Here is a 16,751-nt window from a genome sequence, read left to right as displayed (position 1 = left end):
GTGGGCGCCAGCCCACCATGGTGGGGGGCGTACCCACGGGTGTCCAGCGAAGATCGGCAAATGTGGCGAAGCCGAGACGTACGGCGCCGCTCCGGTGCCCGGGGCGGCCCGCTCGCACGGGCGACACGTCCGCAGGGCAGGACGGAGTGGAGGCGGGCGGCGCCGATCCGGGAGAATGGCAGGCATGAGCGCCCAGATTCTCGACGGCAAGGCCACCGCGTCCGCGATCAAGACAGAACTCGCCGCCCGTGTCGAACGGCTGAAGGACCGCGGTGTCACGCCCGGTCTGGGGACGCTGCTCGTCGGGGACGACGTCGGCAGCCGGAAGTACGTCGCCGGAAAGCACCGCGACTGCGGCCAGGTCGGTATCGCCTCTCTCCAGCGCACGCTCCCGGACACCGCGACCCAGGAGGAGATCGAGGCCGTCGTACGGGAGTTGAACGACGACCCGGCGTGCACCGGCTACATCGTGCAGTTGCCGCTTCCCCGCGGCATCGACGTCAACCGGGTCCTGGCGCTCATGGATCCGGAGAAGGACGCGGACGGCCTCCACCCGACCAACCTCGGCCGCCTGGTCCTGGGCGAGCCCGCCCCGCTGCCCTGTACACCCAACGGCATCCTCGCGCTGCTGCGCCGTCACGGCGTGGAGATCGCCGGGGCGGACGTCGTCGTGGTCGGCCGGGGCATCACGGTCGGCAGGTCCCTCCCGCTGCTGCTGACACGGCGTTCGGAGAACGCCACCGTGACCCAGTGCCACACCGGCACGCGGGACATGCCCGCGCTGCTGCGCCGCGCCGACATCGTGGTGGCGGCCGCGGGCGTGCCCCACCTGGTCAAGCCGGAGGACGTCAAGCCGGGCGCCGCCGTGCTGGACGTCGGCGTCAGTCGCGACGAGACGGGCAGGATCGTGGGCGACGTCCACCCCGGGGTGGCCGAGGTCGCGGGATGGCTCTCGCCGAACCCGGGCGGGGTCGGGCCCATGACCCGCGCGCTGCTGCTGCAGAACGTCGTCGAGGCCGCCGAACGCACCCTGGCGGACTGACGTACCGGGGCGGGCTCGAGGGGTCCGCCCACCCTGCCGGGCACGCACGTGAGGAGTGACGAGGATGGCGCAGGACGACACGGCCGCCGGAGAGCGCGGGCCCGCCGTCCCCACCGGGCCGGAGGCCCCCGCAGCCCCGGAGGCCGCCGCGGCCGACCGGGCCGAACAGGCAGAACGGGACGGGGGGCCCGCCGACGCGTCGGAACACGCGGGGCGCTCCCGCCGCTTCCCCCTGATCACGGAGGACACCGCACGGCCGGAGGGCGGCGGGCGGGCCGCGCCGGGCGACGCACCCGCACCGGCCCGCCAGTGGCCGATCCTCGCGGTGGCGGCCGGCGTGCTGACGGGGCTGCTGCTGACGCTCGCCTCGTTCCGCGCCGGCACCCTCACCATCGGCCTGTCGCTGCTCGCCGGGGGCCTGCTGCGCTGGTTCCGGCCGACCGTCGGCATGCTCGCCGTCCGGTCCCGCTTCACCGACGTGGTCACCTACGCCCTGCTCGGAGGCGTGATCACCCTGCTCGCCATGATGGCGCAGCCCGACCCGTGGGTGACCATCCCGTTCCTGGACGACATCGTCCACTTCACCGTCAGGTGACGCTCCCGCCGGGCCCGGCGGGATTCCTCCGCGGACGTGAGCTTCGTCACGCCCGCCCGGCGGGGGCGTGCCCGCGTGCATGCTCCGCGTGACGCGGGGCATGCGCACCGTTGCACCCCCCACGGGTCCGGCCCCGCACGGCAGCCGCCCGCCGTCCCCCCTCCTGCGCGGGCGGCTGCCTCGTGCGGCGGGGGAGCGTCGGATAGCCTGACGCCAGATCTCTCCACGTCGAGATACGTCATCGGGGGAGATCCGCCAGTAAGGGCAGGGAGCCTTCCCCTGGTGCTGTGCCGAAGGGGAGACCCGACGCCACCGCCAGTACTACGGAGATCGCCATGACCCGCACTCCCGTCAATGTCACCGTCACCGGCGCTGCCGGACAGATCGGCTACGCGCTGCTGTTCCGCATCGCCTCCGGCCACCTCCTCGGCCCGGACGTGCCGGTCAGGCTGCGCCTCCTGGAGATCCCGCCGGCGGTGAAGGCCGCCGAGGGCACCGCGATGGAGCTCGACGACTGCGCCTTCCCGCTGCTGGACGGCATCGACATCACCGACGACGCGAACGTGGCCTTCGACGGCACCAACGTCGCGCTGCTCGTCGGCGCACGGCCCCGCACCAAGGGCATGGAGCGCGGCGACCTGCTGGAGGCCAACGGCGGTATCTTCAAGCCGCAGGGCAAGGCCATCAACGACCATGCCGCGGACGACGTGAAGGTCCTGGTCGTCGGCAACCCGGCCAACACCAACGCGCTCATCGCGCAGGCCGCCGCCCCGGACGTCCCGGGCGAGCGGTTCACCGCCATGACGCGCCTGGACCACAACCGTGCGCTGTCCCAGCTCGCGAAGAAGACCGGCACCCCGGTCTCCGAGATCCGGAAGCTCACCATCTGGGGCAACCACTCCGCGACCCAGTACCCGGACATCTTCCACGCCGAGGTCGCCGGCAAGAACGCCGCCGAGACCGTGAACGACGAGAAGTGGCTCGCGGACGAGTTCATCCCCACCGTCGCCAAGCGCGGCGCCGCCATCATCGACGCCCGCGGCGCCTCCTCCGCCGCCTCGGCCGCCAACGCCGCGATCGACCACGTCCACACCTGGGTCAACGGCACGCCCGACGGCGACTGGACCTCGATGGGCATCCCGTCGGACGGCTCGTACGGCGTCCCGGAGGGCCTCATCTCCTCCTTCCCCGTCACCTGCTCGGGCGGGCGCTACGAGATCGTGCAGGGCCTGGAGGTCAACGACTTCTCCCGCAGCCGTATCGACGCCTCCGTGCAGGAGCTGTCGGACGAGCGCGAGGCCGTCCGCGGCCTCGGCCTCCTCTGAGCCGCGGCCCGCACCGCACGAGGGCCCCGCACACCCGAACCGGGTGTGCGGGGCCCTCGCGTGTCGGCGCGGGGACACGCAGCGCCACCGCCCCGGTGCGGAGCGTCGGGGTTGCGGTGAGGAAGCCCACTTGTGCGCCTCCCGAGGACATGACCTCGGCCGAACCGGGCAGGGTTCGAGGTTGACCAGCCGCCGAGGCGGAGGGTCGCGCACAACTCGCACAGGGAAGGCAGAGCACAAGGTGTCCGTAATCGAGAGCATTCATGTCGACGGCCTGTGGCGGACTGCAGGAGCCGGAGGCACGAGGGACATCCTCGACCCCGCGGACGCCTCCGTCCTCGCCGTCGTCGCCGAGGGCGACGCCGCGGACACCGACACGGCGGTCGCCGCCGCCCGCGCAGCCTTCGACCGCGGCCCCTGGCCGCACACCCCGGTGACGGAACGTGCCGCACTGCTCCGCCGGGTGGCGGACCTGCTGCAGCGCGACCGCGAGGACATCGCCCTCGTCGAGTCCCGGGACACCGGCAAGACCCTGGAGGAGGGCCGGGTCGACGTCGACGACGTCACCGCCGCGTTCCGGTACTTCGCCGACCTCGTCGTCAACGAGTCGGGCGGCCGGGTCGTCGACGCGGGCAGCCCCGACGTGCACAGCGTCGTCGTGCACGAGCCGGTCGGCGTGTGCGCGATGATCACCCCCTGGAACTTCCCCCTGCTCCAGGCCAGCTGGAAGGTCGCCCCCGCGCTCGCCGCCGGAAACACCTTCGTGATCAAGCCCAGCGAGATCACGCCGATGAGCACCCTCCACCTGGTCAAGCTGCTCGTCGAGGCGGGCCTTCCTGCGGGCGTCGCCAACCTGGTGACCGGCCCCGGCGACCCGGTCGGTGCGCGGCTCTCCGAGCACCCCGACGTCGATCTGGTCTCCTTCACCGGCGGGCTGGTGTCCGGCACCAAGGTCGCGGCGGCAGCCGCGCCGACCGTCAAGAAGGTCGCCCTGGAACTCGGCGGCAAGAACCCGAACGTGGTGTTCGCCGACATCTGTGCCACCCAGGAGGGCTTCGACCTCGCCGTGGACCAGGCGCTCAACGCCGCCTTCATCCACAGCGGCCAGGTCTGCTCCGCCGGCGCCCGCCTCATCGTCGAGGAGTCGGTGAGGGACCGCTTCGTCGCCGAACTCGCCGCCCGTGCCCGGAAGATCCGGCTCGGCAGGGGCACCGAGGAAGGTGTCGAGTGCGGACCGCTCGTCTCCGAGCAGCAGCTCGCCAAGACCGAGGCGTACGTCGCCTCCGCGCTCGGCGACGGCGCGGTGCTGCGGTGCGGCGGCGAACGCCCGGAGCCGACCGCCTCCCGCCCGGAGAGCGGCTACTTCTACTCCCCCACCGTCCTGGACCACTGCCACCGAGGGATGAAGGTCGTCCGCGAGGAGACCTTCGGCCCCCTCCTCACCGTCGAGACCTTCTCCGGCGAGGACCAGGCGGTCGAACTGGCCAACGACACCGAGTACGGGCTCGCCGGCGCCGTCTTCGCCGCGGACACCGCACGCGCCCGCCGCGTCGCCGCGCGGCTCCGCCACGGCACCGTGTGGATCAACGACTTTCACCCCTACCTGCCGCAGGCGGAGTGGGGCGGCTTCGGCAAGTCCGGGGTGGGCCGCGAACTCGGCCCGCACGGACTCGCCGAGTACCGCGAGACCAAGCACGTGTACGAGAACCTGCGCCCCGCCCCGGTGCGCTGGTTCGCGGGCTGACGACGGCGTCACCCGGCAGAACCCTTTCACCCCCGAGGAGCACAACCCCACATGCCCACCTATGACTACGTCATAGTCGGCGGCGGTACGGCCGGTTCCGTCATCGCCTCCCGGCTCACCGAGGACCCGGACGTCCGGGTCCTCGTGATCGAGGGCGGGCCGTCCGACGTCGACCGGCCGGAGGTGCTGACACTGCGCCGCTGGCTGGGCCTGCTGGGCGGCGAACTCGACTACGACTACCCGACCACCGAGCAGCCGCGCGGCAACTCCCACATCCGGCACAGCCGCGCCCGGGTGCTCGGCGGCTGCTCCTCCCACAACACCCTCATCTCCTTCAAGCCGCTGCCGACCGACTGGGACGAGTGGGAGGACGCCGGCGCCGCGGGCTGGAACGCGGCGGCCATGGACCCGTACTTCGGGAAGCTGAAGAACAACGTCGTCGCCGTCGACGAGCAGGACCGCAACGCCATCGCACGCGACTTCGTCGCCTCGTCGACCGCCGCGCTCGACGTGCCGCGCGTCGAGGGCTTCAACAAGGAGCCGTTCCACGAGGGCACCGGGTTCTTCGACCTCTCCTACCACCCGGAGAGCAACAAGCGGTCCTCCGCCTCTGTGGCCTACCTCCACCCCCACCTGGAGGCGGGGGACCGGCCCAACCTGGAGATCCGCCTGGAGACCTGGGCGTACCGGCTCGAACTGGACGGCACCCGCGTCACCGGCGTCCACGTCCGCAGCAACGACGGCGCCGAAGAGCTGATCACCGCCTCCCGGGAGGTGCTGGTGTGCGCCGGCGCCGTCGACACCCCGCGGCTCCTCCTGCACTCGGGCATCGGCCCGGCACAGGACCTGGAGGCGCTGGGCATCACGGTCCGCCACGACCTGCCGGGCGTGGGCGAGAACCTGCTGGACCACCCGGAGTCGGTCATCGTCTGGGAGACGGACGGGCCCATCCCGGAGAACTCCGCGATGGACTCGGACGCGGGCCTGTTCGTCCGGCGCGATCCCGCCTCGGCGGGCCCGGACCTGATGTTCCACTTCTACCAGATCCCCTTCACCGACAACCCCGAACGCCTCGGCTACACCAAGCCCGAGCACGGCGTGTCGATGACACCGAACATCCCCAAGCCCCGCAGCCGCGGGCGCCTCTACCTGACCTCCGCCGACCCCGAGGTCAAACCCGCCCTGGACTTCCGCTACTTCACCGACGACGAGGACTACGACGCCCGCACCCTCGTCGACGGCATCAAGCTGGCCCGCAAGGTCGCCGCGACCGAACCGCTGGCCGGCTGGCTGAAGCGCGAGGTGTGCCCGGGCCCCGGGGTGACCTCCGACGAGGACATCAGCGAGTACGCCCGCCGCGTCGCACACACCGTCTACCACCCCGCAGGCACCTGCCGGATGGGTGCCGCCGACGACGCCGGCGCCGTCGTCGACCCGGCGCTGCGCGTCCGCGGCCTGCAGGGCGTCCGCATCGCCGACGCCTCCGTCTTCCCGACCATGCCCGCCGTCAACCCGATGATCGGCGTCCTCATGGTCGGCGAGAAGGCCTCCGATCTCGTCCGAACCACCACCGACACGGCACCGGGAGGTGTTGCGTGATGTCCGAAACCGCTGAGGCCACGAACGAGACCGGCCCGGTGTTCTCCGTCCGCAACCTGTGGAAGGTCTTCGGCCCCAAGGCCGAGAAGGTCCCCGGAAACGCGGACCTGACCGGTCTCGACGCCGCCGGGCTGCGCGCCCGCACCGGCTGCACCGCAGCCGTCCGGGACGTGTCCTTCGACGTCCGGCAGGGCGAGGTCTTCGTCGTCATGGGTCTCTCCGGCTCCGGCAAGTCCACCCTGGTGCGCTGCCTGACCCGGCTGATCGAACCCACCTCCGGCGAACTCGTCATGGACGGCGAGGACGTCCGCGCGATGGACCGCAACCGGCTGCGCGAACTGCGCCGCCACCGCGCCTCCATGGTGTTCCAGAACTTCGGCCTCCTCCCGCACCGCAGCGTCGTCGACAACGTTGCCTACGGCCTCGAGATCCAGGGCATGGGCAAGGCCGAACGCCGCGCCAAGGCCGCCGAGATGGTCACCAAGGTCGGCCTGGACGGCCTGGGCGAGCGCCGCCCCGGCCAGCTCTCCGGCGGCCAGCAGCAGCGCGTCGGCCTGGCCCGCGCCCTGGCCGTCGACCCGAAGGTCCTCCTCTTCGACGAGCCGTTCAGTGCCCTGGATCCCCTCATCCGCCGCGACATGCAGGAGGAGGTGGTGCGGCTCCACCGCGAGGAGGGCCGCACGATGGTCTTCATCACCCACGACCTCTCCGAGGCGCTGCGGCTGGGCGACCGCATCGCGCTGATGCGCGACGGCGAGATCGTCCAGCTCGGCTCCCCCGAGGAGATCGTCACCCGCCCCGCCGACGCCTACGTCCGCGACTTCGTCCGCGACGTCCCGCGCGAACAGGTCGTCACGGTCCGCAGCGCGATGCGGCCCGTGGACTCCGCCGATGCCGGATCCGGCGCCGCGATATCCCCGGACACCCTCGTCTCCGACGCGATCGAGGCCGTCGCCCGCACCGGCGAGCCCGCCCGCGTGATGGAGGGCAGGACGGTGCTCGGCCTCGTCGGCCACGAGGAACTGCTCTCCGTCGTGGCCCGCCTCGACGACGGCGAGGAGGGCCGGGGCGACGTCGAGGAGGTGGCGGCGGTATGAGCGCCCCCGCGGTCGAGAAGCCGAAGGACGAGGCCCCCGTTCCGGACGCCGCGACACCCACCGGTCGCGACGAGAACGGCAGCCCGCCGGGCCTGACGGCCCGCCTGCTGGCCCACCCCGGGTTCCTGCTGATCGGCGGCGCCCTGCTGATCGCCGTGATCAGCGCACTGGTCACCGGAGAGGGCGCCTGGCCGAAGGCGTGGACGGTCGACGTGAAGTCGCCGCTCGCGGATGTCGACGACTGGCTGGTCGACAACCGCCAGACGCACTGGATCTTCGTCTACTTCCTGCTCCACATCAGCAACAACGCGACCCTGCTCGTCGACCAGATGACCTCCCTGCTGGAGTCGCTCGGCTGGATCGGCGTCACGGTCGTCGGCACGCTCGTCGCCTGGGCCGCGGGCGGCGCGGACCTCGGCCGCCGCGCGCTGCGCACCGCCGGCACCGCGCTCGGCGTGTTCGCCGTCTGCGGCCTGCTCGACGTGTGGGCGCCCACCATGGAGACCCTGGCCCTGATGACGGTCGCGGTGTTCGCCGCCGCCGTCCTCGGCGGACTGCTCGGCCTGGCCGCCGGGCTGTCCGACCGCTGCGAACGGCTGCTGCGCCCGGTGTTCGACACCATGCAGGTGATGCCGGCGTTCGCGTACCTCATCCCGTTCCTGCTGATCTTCGGTATCGGGATTCCCTCCGCGGTGGTCGCCACCGTCATCTACGCCGCACCTCCGATGGCGCGTCTCACCTCGCTCGGGCTGCGCGGCGCCGACGCGGCTGCCCTGGAGGCGTCCGCCTCGCTCGGCGCGAGCCCCTGGCAGCGGCTCCGCACCGCACGACTGCCGCTGGCCCGCCGGGAGATGATGCTCGGCCTCAACCAGACCATCATGATGTGCCTCTCGATGGTCGTGCTGGCCTCCCTCATCGGTTCCGGCGGCCTCGGTGAGGTCATCTTCAAGGCCCTCGGCTCGATCGACGTGGGCGAGGCGCTGACCGCGGGCATCGCGATCGTGCTGCTCGCGGTGCTGCTGGACCGCACCACCGCCGCGGCCGGTGACCGACTGGCCGACCACACCGCCCCCGCAGGGGGCCTCGCCTCCCGGGTGCGGGGCTGGCCCCTCTGGTCCGGCATCGGCGTGCTCACCGCGGTCTTCGCGGTGTTCGGCAGCCGCCTGGGCGAGGAGGAGTGGCCGGGCGCCTGGACGGTGGACATCGCCGACCCCGTGAACACTGCGGTCGACGGGTTCATCGCCCATGTCGGTTCCGGCGTCCCCGTGATCGGCGGCACGGTCACCTGGGCCCACGGCCTCAGCGAGTTCGTGCTCAACCCTCTCCGCAGCGGTCTGCTGGCCGTGCCGTGGTGGGGAGTGCTGCTGTTCGTCGCGGCGCTCGCCTGGGTCGTCGGCACCTGGCGTGCCGCGCTCAGCAGCGTCGTCGCGCTCGTGCTCGTCGGAGCGATGGGCCTGTGGGGCCGGTCCTTCGACACCCTGTCCCAGGTGCTGGCGGGCCTTGTGCTGACCCTGCTGTTCGGCTTCCTGCTGGGCATCCTCACCGCGCGGGTCGGCCGGGTGGAGCGGCTGCTGCGCCCGGTGCTCGACACCATGCAGACGATGCCGCAGTTCGTGTACCTGATCCCGGTGATCGGTCTCTTCGGCGTGGGCCGGACTCCCGGCATCGCGGCCGCCGTGATCTACGCGCTGCCCGCCGTCGTCCGCATCACCGCGCAAGGCGTGCGCTCCGTCGACCCCGCGGCACTGGAGGCCGCGCAGTCGCTGGGCGCCACCGGGAAGCAGCAGCTGTTCCAGGTGCAACTGCCCCTTGCGCGCCGGTCGCTGCTGGTCGCCACCAACCAGGGCCTGGTGCTCGTGCTGTCGATGGTGGTCATCGGCGGCATGGTCGGCGGCGGTGCCCTGGGCATCGACGTGGTCACCGGCCTCGCGAAGGGCAACCTCGGACTCGGCCTGCCGGCCGGCGTCGCCATTGTCTGCCTGGGCATCGTGCTCGACCGGATCAGCCAGCCGGCACTGCGCGACCGGGCTCGCGGGTGACGGTCCCCTCCCCGCCCCTGATTTCCCCCCGGAAGAACAACCAGAGAAGGTCACCATGAAGAACACCAAGCGGATAGGCACCACCCTCGTCGCGGGTGCCGGCGTGCTCGGCATGCTCGCCGTCAGCGGCTGCGCCGCCGAGACCGACACCGCCGGCGGCAGCGACACCGTGACCCTCGCGCAGCCCTCCTGGGTCGGGGCTCAGGCGAACGTGGCCGTCGCGGCGAAGCTGCTGGAGGATGAGGTCGGCGCGGACGTCGACGTCCAGCAGCTCGACGAGCCCGCGGCCTTCGACGCCCTGCACAGCGGCAAGGCCGACGCCATCCTGGAGGACTGGGCCGGCGTTCCGGAGAAGGAAGAGCTCTACGTCGAGAAGAAGAAGACGGTCGTCCCCGGCGGCGACCTCGGCGTCGAGGGCCACATCGGCTGGTACGTGCCGAAGTACTACGCCGACAAGCACCCGGACGTCACCAACTACAAGAAGCTCAACAAGTACTGGAAGGACTTCCAGACCTCGGAGAGCGGCGGCAAGGGCCAGTTCCTGGGCGCCGCCCCCTCGTACACCACGCACGACCAGGAGCTGATCGACAGCCACGATCTCAACTTCAAGATCGTGCCGACCGGCAGCGAGGCGGCCGAGCTCAAGGAGATCAAGCGGCTCTACGACGCCAAGAAGCCGTTTATCGGCTACTGGTGGCAGCCGCAGTGGATGAACGCCGAGATCGAGATGGTCGAGGTCGAGCTGCCGAAGTACGAGGACGGCTGCCTCGACGAGAAGCCGATCACCTGCGGCTACGACACGCTGATGCTGCAGAAGTACCTCAACGCCGACTTCGAGAAGAACGGCGGGGACGCAGCGCAGTTCCTGAAGAACTTCGAGTGGACCACCGAGGACCAGAACAAGGTCGCCCAAATGATTGCGGGCGAGGACATGGACCCGGAGGACGCCGCCGCCAAGTGGATCAAGGAGAACAAGTCCACCTGGCAGGAGTGGATGCCGAAGAAGTGACGCGCTGACGCGTCCACCGACGCGCGCTCCCGGAACGGACACCGTTCCGGGAGCGCGCGTGTGCCGGGCCGACGGGGTGCCCCGTCCGTCCCATGGCAGAGCCGGACGGGGCACCCCGTCGCCACCTCGCCCCGCAGGGGCGTGGTTCAGCCGGCCAGCACGCCCCGGAGCTGGTCGAGCCCCCAGTCGAGGTCCTCCTTGCCGATCACCAGCGGCGGCGCGATGCGGATCGTCGAGCCGTGCGTGTCCTTCACCAGCACGCCGCGGGCCATCAGCTGTTCGGAGATCTCCCGGCCGGTGCCGTGCGCCGGGTCGATGTCGACACCGGCCCACAGGCCGCGGCCGCGCACCTCGCGCACCGCGCCGTCGCCGACGAGCACACCCAGCTCGTGGTGCAGGTGCTCGCCCAGTTCCTGGGCCCGCTGCTGGTACTCGCCGGTCCGCAGCATGGTGACGACCTCCAGGCCCACCGCGCAGGCCAGCGGGTTCCCGCCGAAGGTCGAACCGTGCTCGCCGGGCTTGAAGACGCCCAGCACGTCCCGGTTCGCGGCCACGGCCGACACCGGCACCACACCGCCGCCGAGCGCCTTGCCGAGCACGTACATGTCGGGCACCACGCCCTCGTGCTCGCAGGCGAAGGTCGCCCCGGTGCGTCCCAGCCCGGACTGGATCTCGTCGGCCACGAACAGCACGTTCCGCGACCGCGTCAGCTCGCGCACCGCGGGCAGGTAGCCCTCCGGCGGCACCAGCACGCCCGCCTCGCCCTGGATGGGCTCCATCAGCACCGCGACGGTGTTCTCGTCCACGGCGGCCTCGAGAGCGGCGATGTCGCCGTAGGGGACCACCTCGAAACCGGGCGTGTACGGCCCGTAGTCGGCGCGGGCCTCCTCGTCCGTGGAGAACGAGACGATGGTCGTGGTCCGGCCGTGGAAGTTGTTCTCCGCAACGACGATCTTCGCCTTGCCCTGCGGCACGCCCTTGACCCGGTAGCCCCACTTGCGGGCGGTCTTCACCGCCGTCTCCACCGCCTCCGCGCCGGTGTTCATCGGCAGCACCATGTCCATGCCGCACAGCTCCGCCAGTGCCTGGCAGAACACGGGGAACCGGTCGTGGTGGAAGGCCCGTGAGGTCAGCGTCACCCGGTCGAGCTGCGACTTGGCGGCGTCGATCAGGCGGCGGTTGCCGTGCCCGAAGTTCAGCGCCGAGTAACCGGCCAGCATGTCCAGGTAGCGCCGTCCCTCCACGTCCGTCAGCCACGCACCGTCGGCGGAGGCGACGACGACCGGCAACGGGTGGTAGTTGTGCGCGCTGTAGGTGTCCGAGGCAGTGATCAGCTCGGAGGAAGCGACCATGGGTGGGTCCTTTCGCTTTCGACACGGGCCAGGGCGGTGCGCCGGGTGCGGCGCGCCCCTCTTTCTATCGTCGGTCCCCCGCGCCCCGCAGTGAACCCGGAGAAGTGGTCCTTCGCCCGCCACCCGGGCCGGGGGCGGGCACCGGTGTGATTCCTGTCCGAGTCGTGCCCTGCGGGCCCGCCGGAGCCGTCAGCTCTGAGAGAATGCCGGTATGGCCAATGATCGTCGCCCTCGTGTACTGTCCGGCATCCAGCCCACCTCGGGCTCGTTCCACCTCGGCAACTATCTCGGTGCGGTACGCCAGTGGGTGGATCTCCAGGACGGTCACGACGCCTTCTACATGGTCGTCGATCTGCACGCCATCACGGTTCCCCAGGACCCGGCGCAGCTGCGCGAGAGCACGCGCCTGGCCGCCGCCCAGTTGCTGGCCGCCGGGCTCGACCCGCAGCGCTGCACGCTCTTCATCCAGAGCCACGTTCCCGAGCACGCCCAGCTCGCCTGGATCATGAACTGCATGACCGGGTTCGGCGAAGCCTCCCGGATGACGCAGTTCAAGGACAAGTCCGCCAAGCAGGGCGCCGAGGGCACCACCGTCGGCCTGTTCACCTACCCGATCCTGCAGATCGCCGACATCCTCCTGTACCACGCGGACCGCGTGCCGGTCGGTGAGGACCAGCGGCAGCACGTCGAGATCACCCGGGACATCGCCGAGCGGTTCAACGGCCGCTACGGCCCCACCTTCACCGTCCCCGAGCCGTACATCCTCAAGGAGACGGCGAAGATCTTCGACCTCCAGGACCCGGCCGTGAAGATGAGCAAGTCGGCCTCCTCGCCGAAGGGCATCATCAACCTGCTGGACGAGCCCAAGGCCTCCGCGAAGAAGATCAAGAGCGCCGTGACCGACACCGGGACCGAGATCCGGTTCGACGCGGTCGACAAACCCGGCGTCAGCAACCTGCTCACCATCTTCGCCACCCTCACCGGTGCGACCGTCGCGGAACTGGAGCGGCGCTACGAGGGCAAGGGCTACGGTGCGCTGAAGACCGACCTCGCCGAGGTCGTCGCGGACTGGGCCGGCCCCTTCCGCGACCGGACGCGGGAGTACATGGAGGACCGCGAGACGCTGGACTCCCTCCTCGCCGAGGGCGCGGAGAAGGCACGGACCGTCGCCGCGGAGACCCTGGCCCAGGCCTACGACAGGGTGGGGTTCGTCCCCGCCAAGCACTGACCCCGCACCGTCCCCGCGGCTCACCGCACCGCGGGGACGGACGCGCGGCGCACGCGGAAGCGACCAGGAGCGAGAAGGGAGAGACACGTGGGGACCGTCACGCTGGGTGTATCGATCGCCGTTCCCGAGCCGTACGGCAGCCTGCTGCAGGACCGCCGCACCGAGTTCGGTGACACCGCCGCACACGGCATCCCCACGCACGTCACCCTGCTGCCGCCGACGGAGGTCGACGCCGCCGACCGCCCCGCGGTCGAGGAGCATCTCGCCTCGGTGGCTGCGGCCGGCCGGGCCTTCCCGATGCGGCTGTCCGGCACCGACACCTTCCGGCCGCTCTCGCCGGTGGTGTTCGTGCAGGTCGTGGAGGGCGGCTCGGCCTGCGGATGGCTCCAGGAACGGGTGCGCGACGCGAACGGTCCGCTCGGCACCCGCGAGCTGACCTTCCCGTACCACCCGCACGTCACGATCGCCCACGGCATCGACGAGGAGGCGATGGACCGCGCGTACGCGGAACTCGCGGACTTCGAGGCCTCCTGGACGGTGACCGGCTTCGCCCTCTACGAGCGAAGCGAGGACTGCGTGTGGCGGCTGCAGCGGCACTTCCTCTTCGCCGACCAGCGGCCCCGCACGCCGCTGCCCCAGCAGGGCCACGAGCACACTCCCGCCGCTCCCGCACCGCTGCCTCCCACAGTCTCGGCCCTCGGGCGGCACGTCGCGGGCCGGCCGCTGACCGGCCCTCCGATGGCGGCGCCGCCCTTCCCGCCCCGGACCTTCGGATCCGGCTCGCCGTCGGCCGCCGATACGCTCCACCAGGCCTGACGCCGCCTACCGTGTGACCGTGCCCCGCCGCGGGCAGAAGCCGCCGCGGGGAAACGGAGCCGGAACGAACAGGCGGTGAACATGGACTGGCTCACCAGACTGCCCGTCGTCGGGCCCGCGGCCTCGTGGTTCTTCCGCACCCGGCTGTGGCACGTCTACACCCACCTCGAGGCGCGCAAGTGGACCCGCCTCGCAGCGGCCGTCACCTTCACCAGCTTCCTCGCCCTGTTCCCGATGCTCGCCGTCGCCGCGGCCGTCGGGGCGTCCTTCCTCTCACCGGCGCGGATGACGCGGGTCCAGAACTGGATGGCCGACCAGGTCCCGGGGATCTCCGACCAGCTGAACCTGCAGTCCCTCGTCGACAACGCGGGCACCGTCGGCCTCATCGGCGGCGCCCTCCTGCTGGTCACGGGCGTCAACTGGGCCTCCACGCTGCGGGAGACGCTGCGCGCCGTCTGGGACCTGCCGGAGGATCCCGGCAACGCCGTCCTGCTCAAGCTCAAGGACCTGGGTGTGCTCGTCGGGCTGGGAGCGGTCGGGCTGCTGTCCGTGGCCGGGTCCGCCTTCGCCGTCGCCGCGGTCGGCCGGGTGGCCGACCTCCTCGGTCTCGCCGAGGGAGGCGCCGGCACGGCGGTGCTGCGCCTCGGCGGGTACGCGGCCGCTGTCGCGACGGACTTCCTGCTGCTGTGGTACGTCCTGACCTGGCTGCCCCGTGTCGAGCCGCCGCGGCGCGCCCTGGTCCACGCGGGGCTGATGGGGGCGGTCGGCTTCGAGCTGCTGAAGGCCCTGCTGGGCGGCTACCTGCAGGGTGTCGCGGCGAAGAGCATGTACGGCGCGTTCGGTGTGCCGATCGCCCTGCTGCTGTGGATCAGCCTCATGGCGAAGCTGCTGCTGTTCTGCGCGGCCTGGACGGCCACCGCTTCCCGGCCGACCGTCGGCAGGGAGGGCGCGGAGGACGCGGAGGGCGCGGACGGTGCCGAGGGCGCGGGGCACGGCGGCGCCGACCCCGTGGACGTCAGTCCCGCTTCGTCTGCTGCCGCAGCCGGGCCGGGGCGGGCAGCGCGGCCGGCCACCGACGGTGCACCAGGTACGCGACCAGCGTCAGGAGCACCAGGCTCACGCCCGTGACGCCCAGCGCGATGCGCATGCCTCCGGCGGGCTTCGCCGGGGCGCTGCCGGCTCCGGCAACGGGCGTGTCGTCCGGGTTCTTGCTGCCGCCCGGGTTCGAGCCGTCGCCCGAGCCCTGGTCGGCGGGGGTCTTCGCATCGTCCTCCGTCGTGGCGGGCGGCACCAGTTCCCCGACGGGACGGACGGAGTCCGCCGCCGCGAAGCCCCAGTCGAACAGTTCGGTGGCCTCCTTGTAGACCTCCAGCGAGCCGCTCTGCGGATGCATCACGGTGACCAGCAGTACCCGGCCGCCCTGCTCCGCGACGGCGGTGAGGGTGTTGCCGGCGTTCGAGGTGTAGCCGTTCTTCACCCCGGCGATGCCCGGGTACGGCTCGATGCCGGTGCCGGTCAGCAACCGGTTGGTGTTCTGGATTTCGAAGTGCTCCCGCTTCTTCTTGCCACCCTTCTTCTTGTGCCACTCGCCGGGGAACTGGGCGCGGACGGTCGAGACGTAGTCCCGGAAGTCGGGGTTCTGCAGGCCGGCCCGCGCCATCAGCGTCAGGTCGTAGGCGGAGGACACCTGACCGGGCATGTCGTAGCCGTCCGGGCTCACGACGTGGGTGTCCAGTGCGCGGAGGTCCTGGGCCTGTGCGTTCATCTCCCGCACGGTCGTGTCGACGCCGCCGTTCATCGCGGACAGCACGTGGACCGCGTCGTTCCCGGAGCGCAGGAAGACGCCGAGCCACAGGTCCTGCACGGTGTACGTGAGGCCCTCCTTGACGCCCACCAGGCTGCTGCCCGCCCCGACGTCCGCCAGGTCCTCGCGCTCGACCTCGTACTCGGTGCTCTTGGGGAACTTCGGCAGCACGGTGTCGGCGAAGAGCATCTTCAGGGTGCTCGCCGGGGCCAGCTTCCAGTGCGCGTTGTGCGCGGCCAGCACCTTGCCGGACTCGGCGTCGGCCACGAGCCAGGACCGCGCGGTCAGCTTCTTCGGCACCTTCGGCGCGTCGGCGCCGGGCAGTGCGTCCATCTGGGTGCCGCGCTCGCCGAGCTTCACGCCGCCGATGGTCGACATCCGTGCCGGGGGCTCCGGCTTGTCGCCGTCGTCCTCGGTGGGCGCTGCGTGGGCGGCCGGTACGGGCAGACAGGCCGTCAGGAGCGTTGCGGCGGTGAGTGCGAGGAGGCGGCGGCCGCGCGGACGCGGAGCGGTGGAGATCGTCGACACACACATGAAAGTACAGGCTGATTGTTCCGGTGTGGACCTCCCGGGCGTGCTCCGGCGACATCCTCGCCCCGATCAGCGACGGGATTGGGCCGATAGCCATACTTGAACCATGTTCGAGCCCCGCGTCCTGACCCGCCGCGTCTCCTGGTTCCTGCTCGCCTTCGGAGTGTGGTCCTGGTTCATCTGGATCACCTTCGTCCGCAATCTCGTGCAGGACGCAAGCGGCCTGGCGTTCGAGAACGGCGAACCCACCACGTACTTCTGGGTCCACCTGACGCTGGCAGCCGTCTCCTTCGTGCTGGGTACGGCGATCGGTGTGATCGGGGTGCGCGGCCTGCGCGGTGCGTCCCGCGCCGGAGAGGGGCGCTGACGTGCTCCTCCTCGTCCTCGTCGCGCTCGGTGTTCCGACCCTGCTGGTGACCGTCCACTGGTACCTGTGGCGCCGCCTGGTCAAGGACGTCTCCCGGAAGGGAGGCAGGTGGCGGCGCCTCGGCACGGCCCTGATCTGGCTCCTCCCGCTCACCACCGTCGCTGCCATGGTCCTGGGCCGGTCGGGTGCGCCGTTCCCGCTGG

At 71.5% G+C, this 16,751-nt stretch carries 14 protein-coding genes and 1 pseudogene; 13 read left to right on the top strand and 2 right to left on the bottom strand.

What is annotated here, in order from left to right; genetic code table 11:
• Nucleotides 1-184 precede the first annotated feature (184 nt).
• The 8 genes from ACL06G_RS17495 (at nucleotide 185) to ACL06G_RS17460 (ending at nucleotide 10,450) form a co-directional block, all read left to right on the top strand.
• The gene (locus ACL06G_RS17495; RefSeq protein WP_412836291.1) at nucleotides 185-1,042 is read left to right on the top strand and encodes a bifunctional methylenetetrahydrofolate dehydrogenase/methenyltetrahydrofolate cyclohydrolase; all 858 of its coding nucleotides are present in this window, start codon (nucleotides 185-187) and stop codon (nucleotides 1,040-1,042) included.
• Between the two features lie 64 nt (nucleotides 1,043-1,106).
• The gene (locus ACL06G_RS17490) at nucleotides 1,107-1,637 is read left to right on the top strand and encodes a DUF3017 domain-containing protein (protein WP_412836290.1); all 531 of its coding nucleotides are present in this window, start codon (nucleotides 1,107-1,109) and stop codon (nucleotides 1,635-1,637) included.
• Nucleotides 1,638-1,972: 335 nt separating this feature from the next.
• Entirely contained in the window at nucleotides 1,973-2,962 is a 990-nt protein-coding gene (locus ACL06G_RS17485) for a malate dehydrogenase (protein WP_412787008.1), read from the top strand.
• Between the two features lie 241 nt (nucleotides 2,963-3,203).
• On the top strand, nucleotides 3,204-4,706 hold the full coding sequence (locus ACL06G_RS17480) for an aldehyde dehydrogenase family protein (RefSeq protein WP_412787009.1): 1,503 nt from the start codon (nucleotides 3,204-3,206) through the stop codon (nucleotides 4,704-4,706).
• Between the two features lie 51 nt (nucleotides 4,707-4,757).
• Nucleotides 4,758-6,305: a GMC family oxidoreductase gene (locus ACL06G_RS17475; RefSeq protein ID WP_412836289.1), complete on the top strand. Its 1,548-nt coding sequence runs from the start codon at nucleotides 4,758-4,760 to the stop codon at nucleotides 6,303-6,305.
• Nucleotides 6,305-7,402: a quaternary amine ABC transporter ATP-binding protein gene (locus ACL06G_RS17470; RefSeq protein WP_412787011.1), complete on the top strand. Its 1,098-nt coding sequence runs from the start codon at nucleotides 6,305-6,307 to the stop codon at nucleotides 7,400-7,402. Before ACL06G_RS17475 ends, ACL06G_RS17470 begins: the two co-directional genes overlap by 1 nt.
• On the top strand, nucleotides 7,399-9,441 hold the full coding sequence (locus tag ACL06G_RS17465; RefSeq protein ID WP_412836288.1) for an ABC transporter permease: 2,043 nt from the start codon (nucleotides 7,399-7,401) through the stop codon (nucleotides 9,439-9,441). The genes ACL06G_RS17470 and ACL06G_RS17465 overlap by 4 nt, the downstream gene beginning before the upstream one ends.
• A gap of 55 nt (nucleotides 9,442-9,496) precedes the next feature.
• Nucleotides 9,497-10,450: a glycine betaine ABC transporter substrate-binding protein gene (locus ACL06G_RS17460; RefSeq protein WP_412836287.1), complete on the top strand. Its 954-nt coding sequence runs from the start codon at nucleotides 9,497-9,499 to the stop codon at nucleotides 10,448-10,450.
• A 146-nt stretch (nucleotides 10,451-10,596) separates the two neighbouring features.
• On the opposite strand, the gene rocD is transcribed toward ACL06G_RS17460, so the two are convergent.
• On the bottom strand, nucleotides 10,597-11,802 hold the full coding sequence (gene rocD / locus ACL06G_RS17455; protein WP_412787014.1) for an ornithine--oxo-acid transaminase: 1,206 nt from the start codon (nucleotides 11,800-11,802) through the stop codon (nucleotides 10,597-10,599).
• 211 nt (nucleotides 11,803-12,013) lie between these two features.
• Here rocD and trpS point away from each other — a divergent pair, with 211 nt between their 5' ends.
• The 3 genes from trpS to ACL06G_RS17440 all read left to right on the top strand — a co-directional run bounded on the left by trpS (nucleotide 12,014) and on the right by ACL06G_RS17440 (nucleotide 14,974).
• Nucleotides 12,014-13,030, top strand: a complete 1,017-nt coding sequence (gene trpS / locus ACL06G_RS17450) for a tryptophan--tRNA ligase (RefSeq protein ID WP_412787015.1) — start codon at nucleotides 12,014-12,016, stop codon at nucleotides 13,028-13,030.
• An 87-nt stretch (nucleotides 13,031-13,117) separates the two neighbouring features.
• The gene (locus ACL06G_RS17445) at nucleotides 13,118-13,846 is read left to right on the top strand and encodes a 2'-5' RNA ligase family protein (RefSeq protein WP_412836286.1); all 729 of its coding nucleotides are present in this window, start codon (nucleotides 13,118-13,120) and stop codon (nucleotides 13,844-13,846) included.
• A gap of 81 nt (nucleotides 13,847-13,927) precedes the next feature.
• The gene (locus ACL06G_RS17440) at nucleotides 13,928-14,974 is read left to right on the top strand and encodes a YihY/virulence factor BrkB family protein (RefSeq protein WP_412787017.1); all 1,047 of its coding nucleotides are present in this window, start codon (nucleotides 13,928-13,930) and stop codon (nucleotides 14,972-14,974) included.
• Here the strand turns inward: ACL06G_RS17440 and ACL06G_RS17435 are convergent.
• Nucleotides 14,862-16,184, bottom strand: coding sequence for a D-alanyl-D-alanine carboxypeptidase family protein (locus ACL06G_RS17435; RefSeq protein ID WP_412787018.1), 1,323 nt, complete (start codon nucleotides 16,182-16,184; stop codon nucleotides 14,862-14,864). The two genes, ACL06G_RS17440 and ACL06G_RS17435, sit on opposite strands and share 113 nt — an antisense overlap.
• A gap of 103 nt (nucleotides 16,185-16,287) precedes the next feature.
• On the opposite strand from ACL06G_RS17435, the gene ACL06G_RS17430 reads away from it, so the two are divergent.
• Both ACL06G_RS17430 and ACL06G_RS17425 read left to right on the top strand, forming a co-directional pair.
• Nucleotides 16,288-16,548: an SCO4848 family membrane protein gene (locus ACL06G_RS17430; protein WP_412787019.1), complete on the top strand. Its 261-nt coding sequence runs from the start codon at nucleotides 16,288-16,290 to the stop codon at nucleotides 16,546-16,548.
• 1 nt (nucleotide 16,549) lies between these two features.
• A pseudogene (locus tag ACL06G_RS17425) lies at nucleotides 16,550-16,751 on the top strand (metallophosphoesterase); the annotation flags it as partial.

Source organism: Streptomyces callyspongiae, assembly GCF_047200695.1.
GTDB lineage: Bacteria > Actinomycetota > Actinomycetes > Streptomycetales > Streptomycetaceae > Streptomyces.
This window is presented reverse-complemented; position numbering and strand designations above follow the sequence as displayed.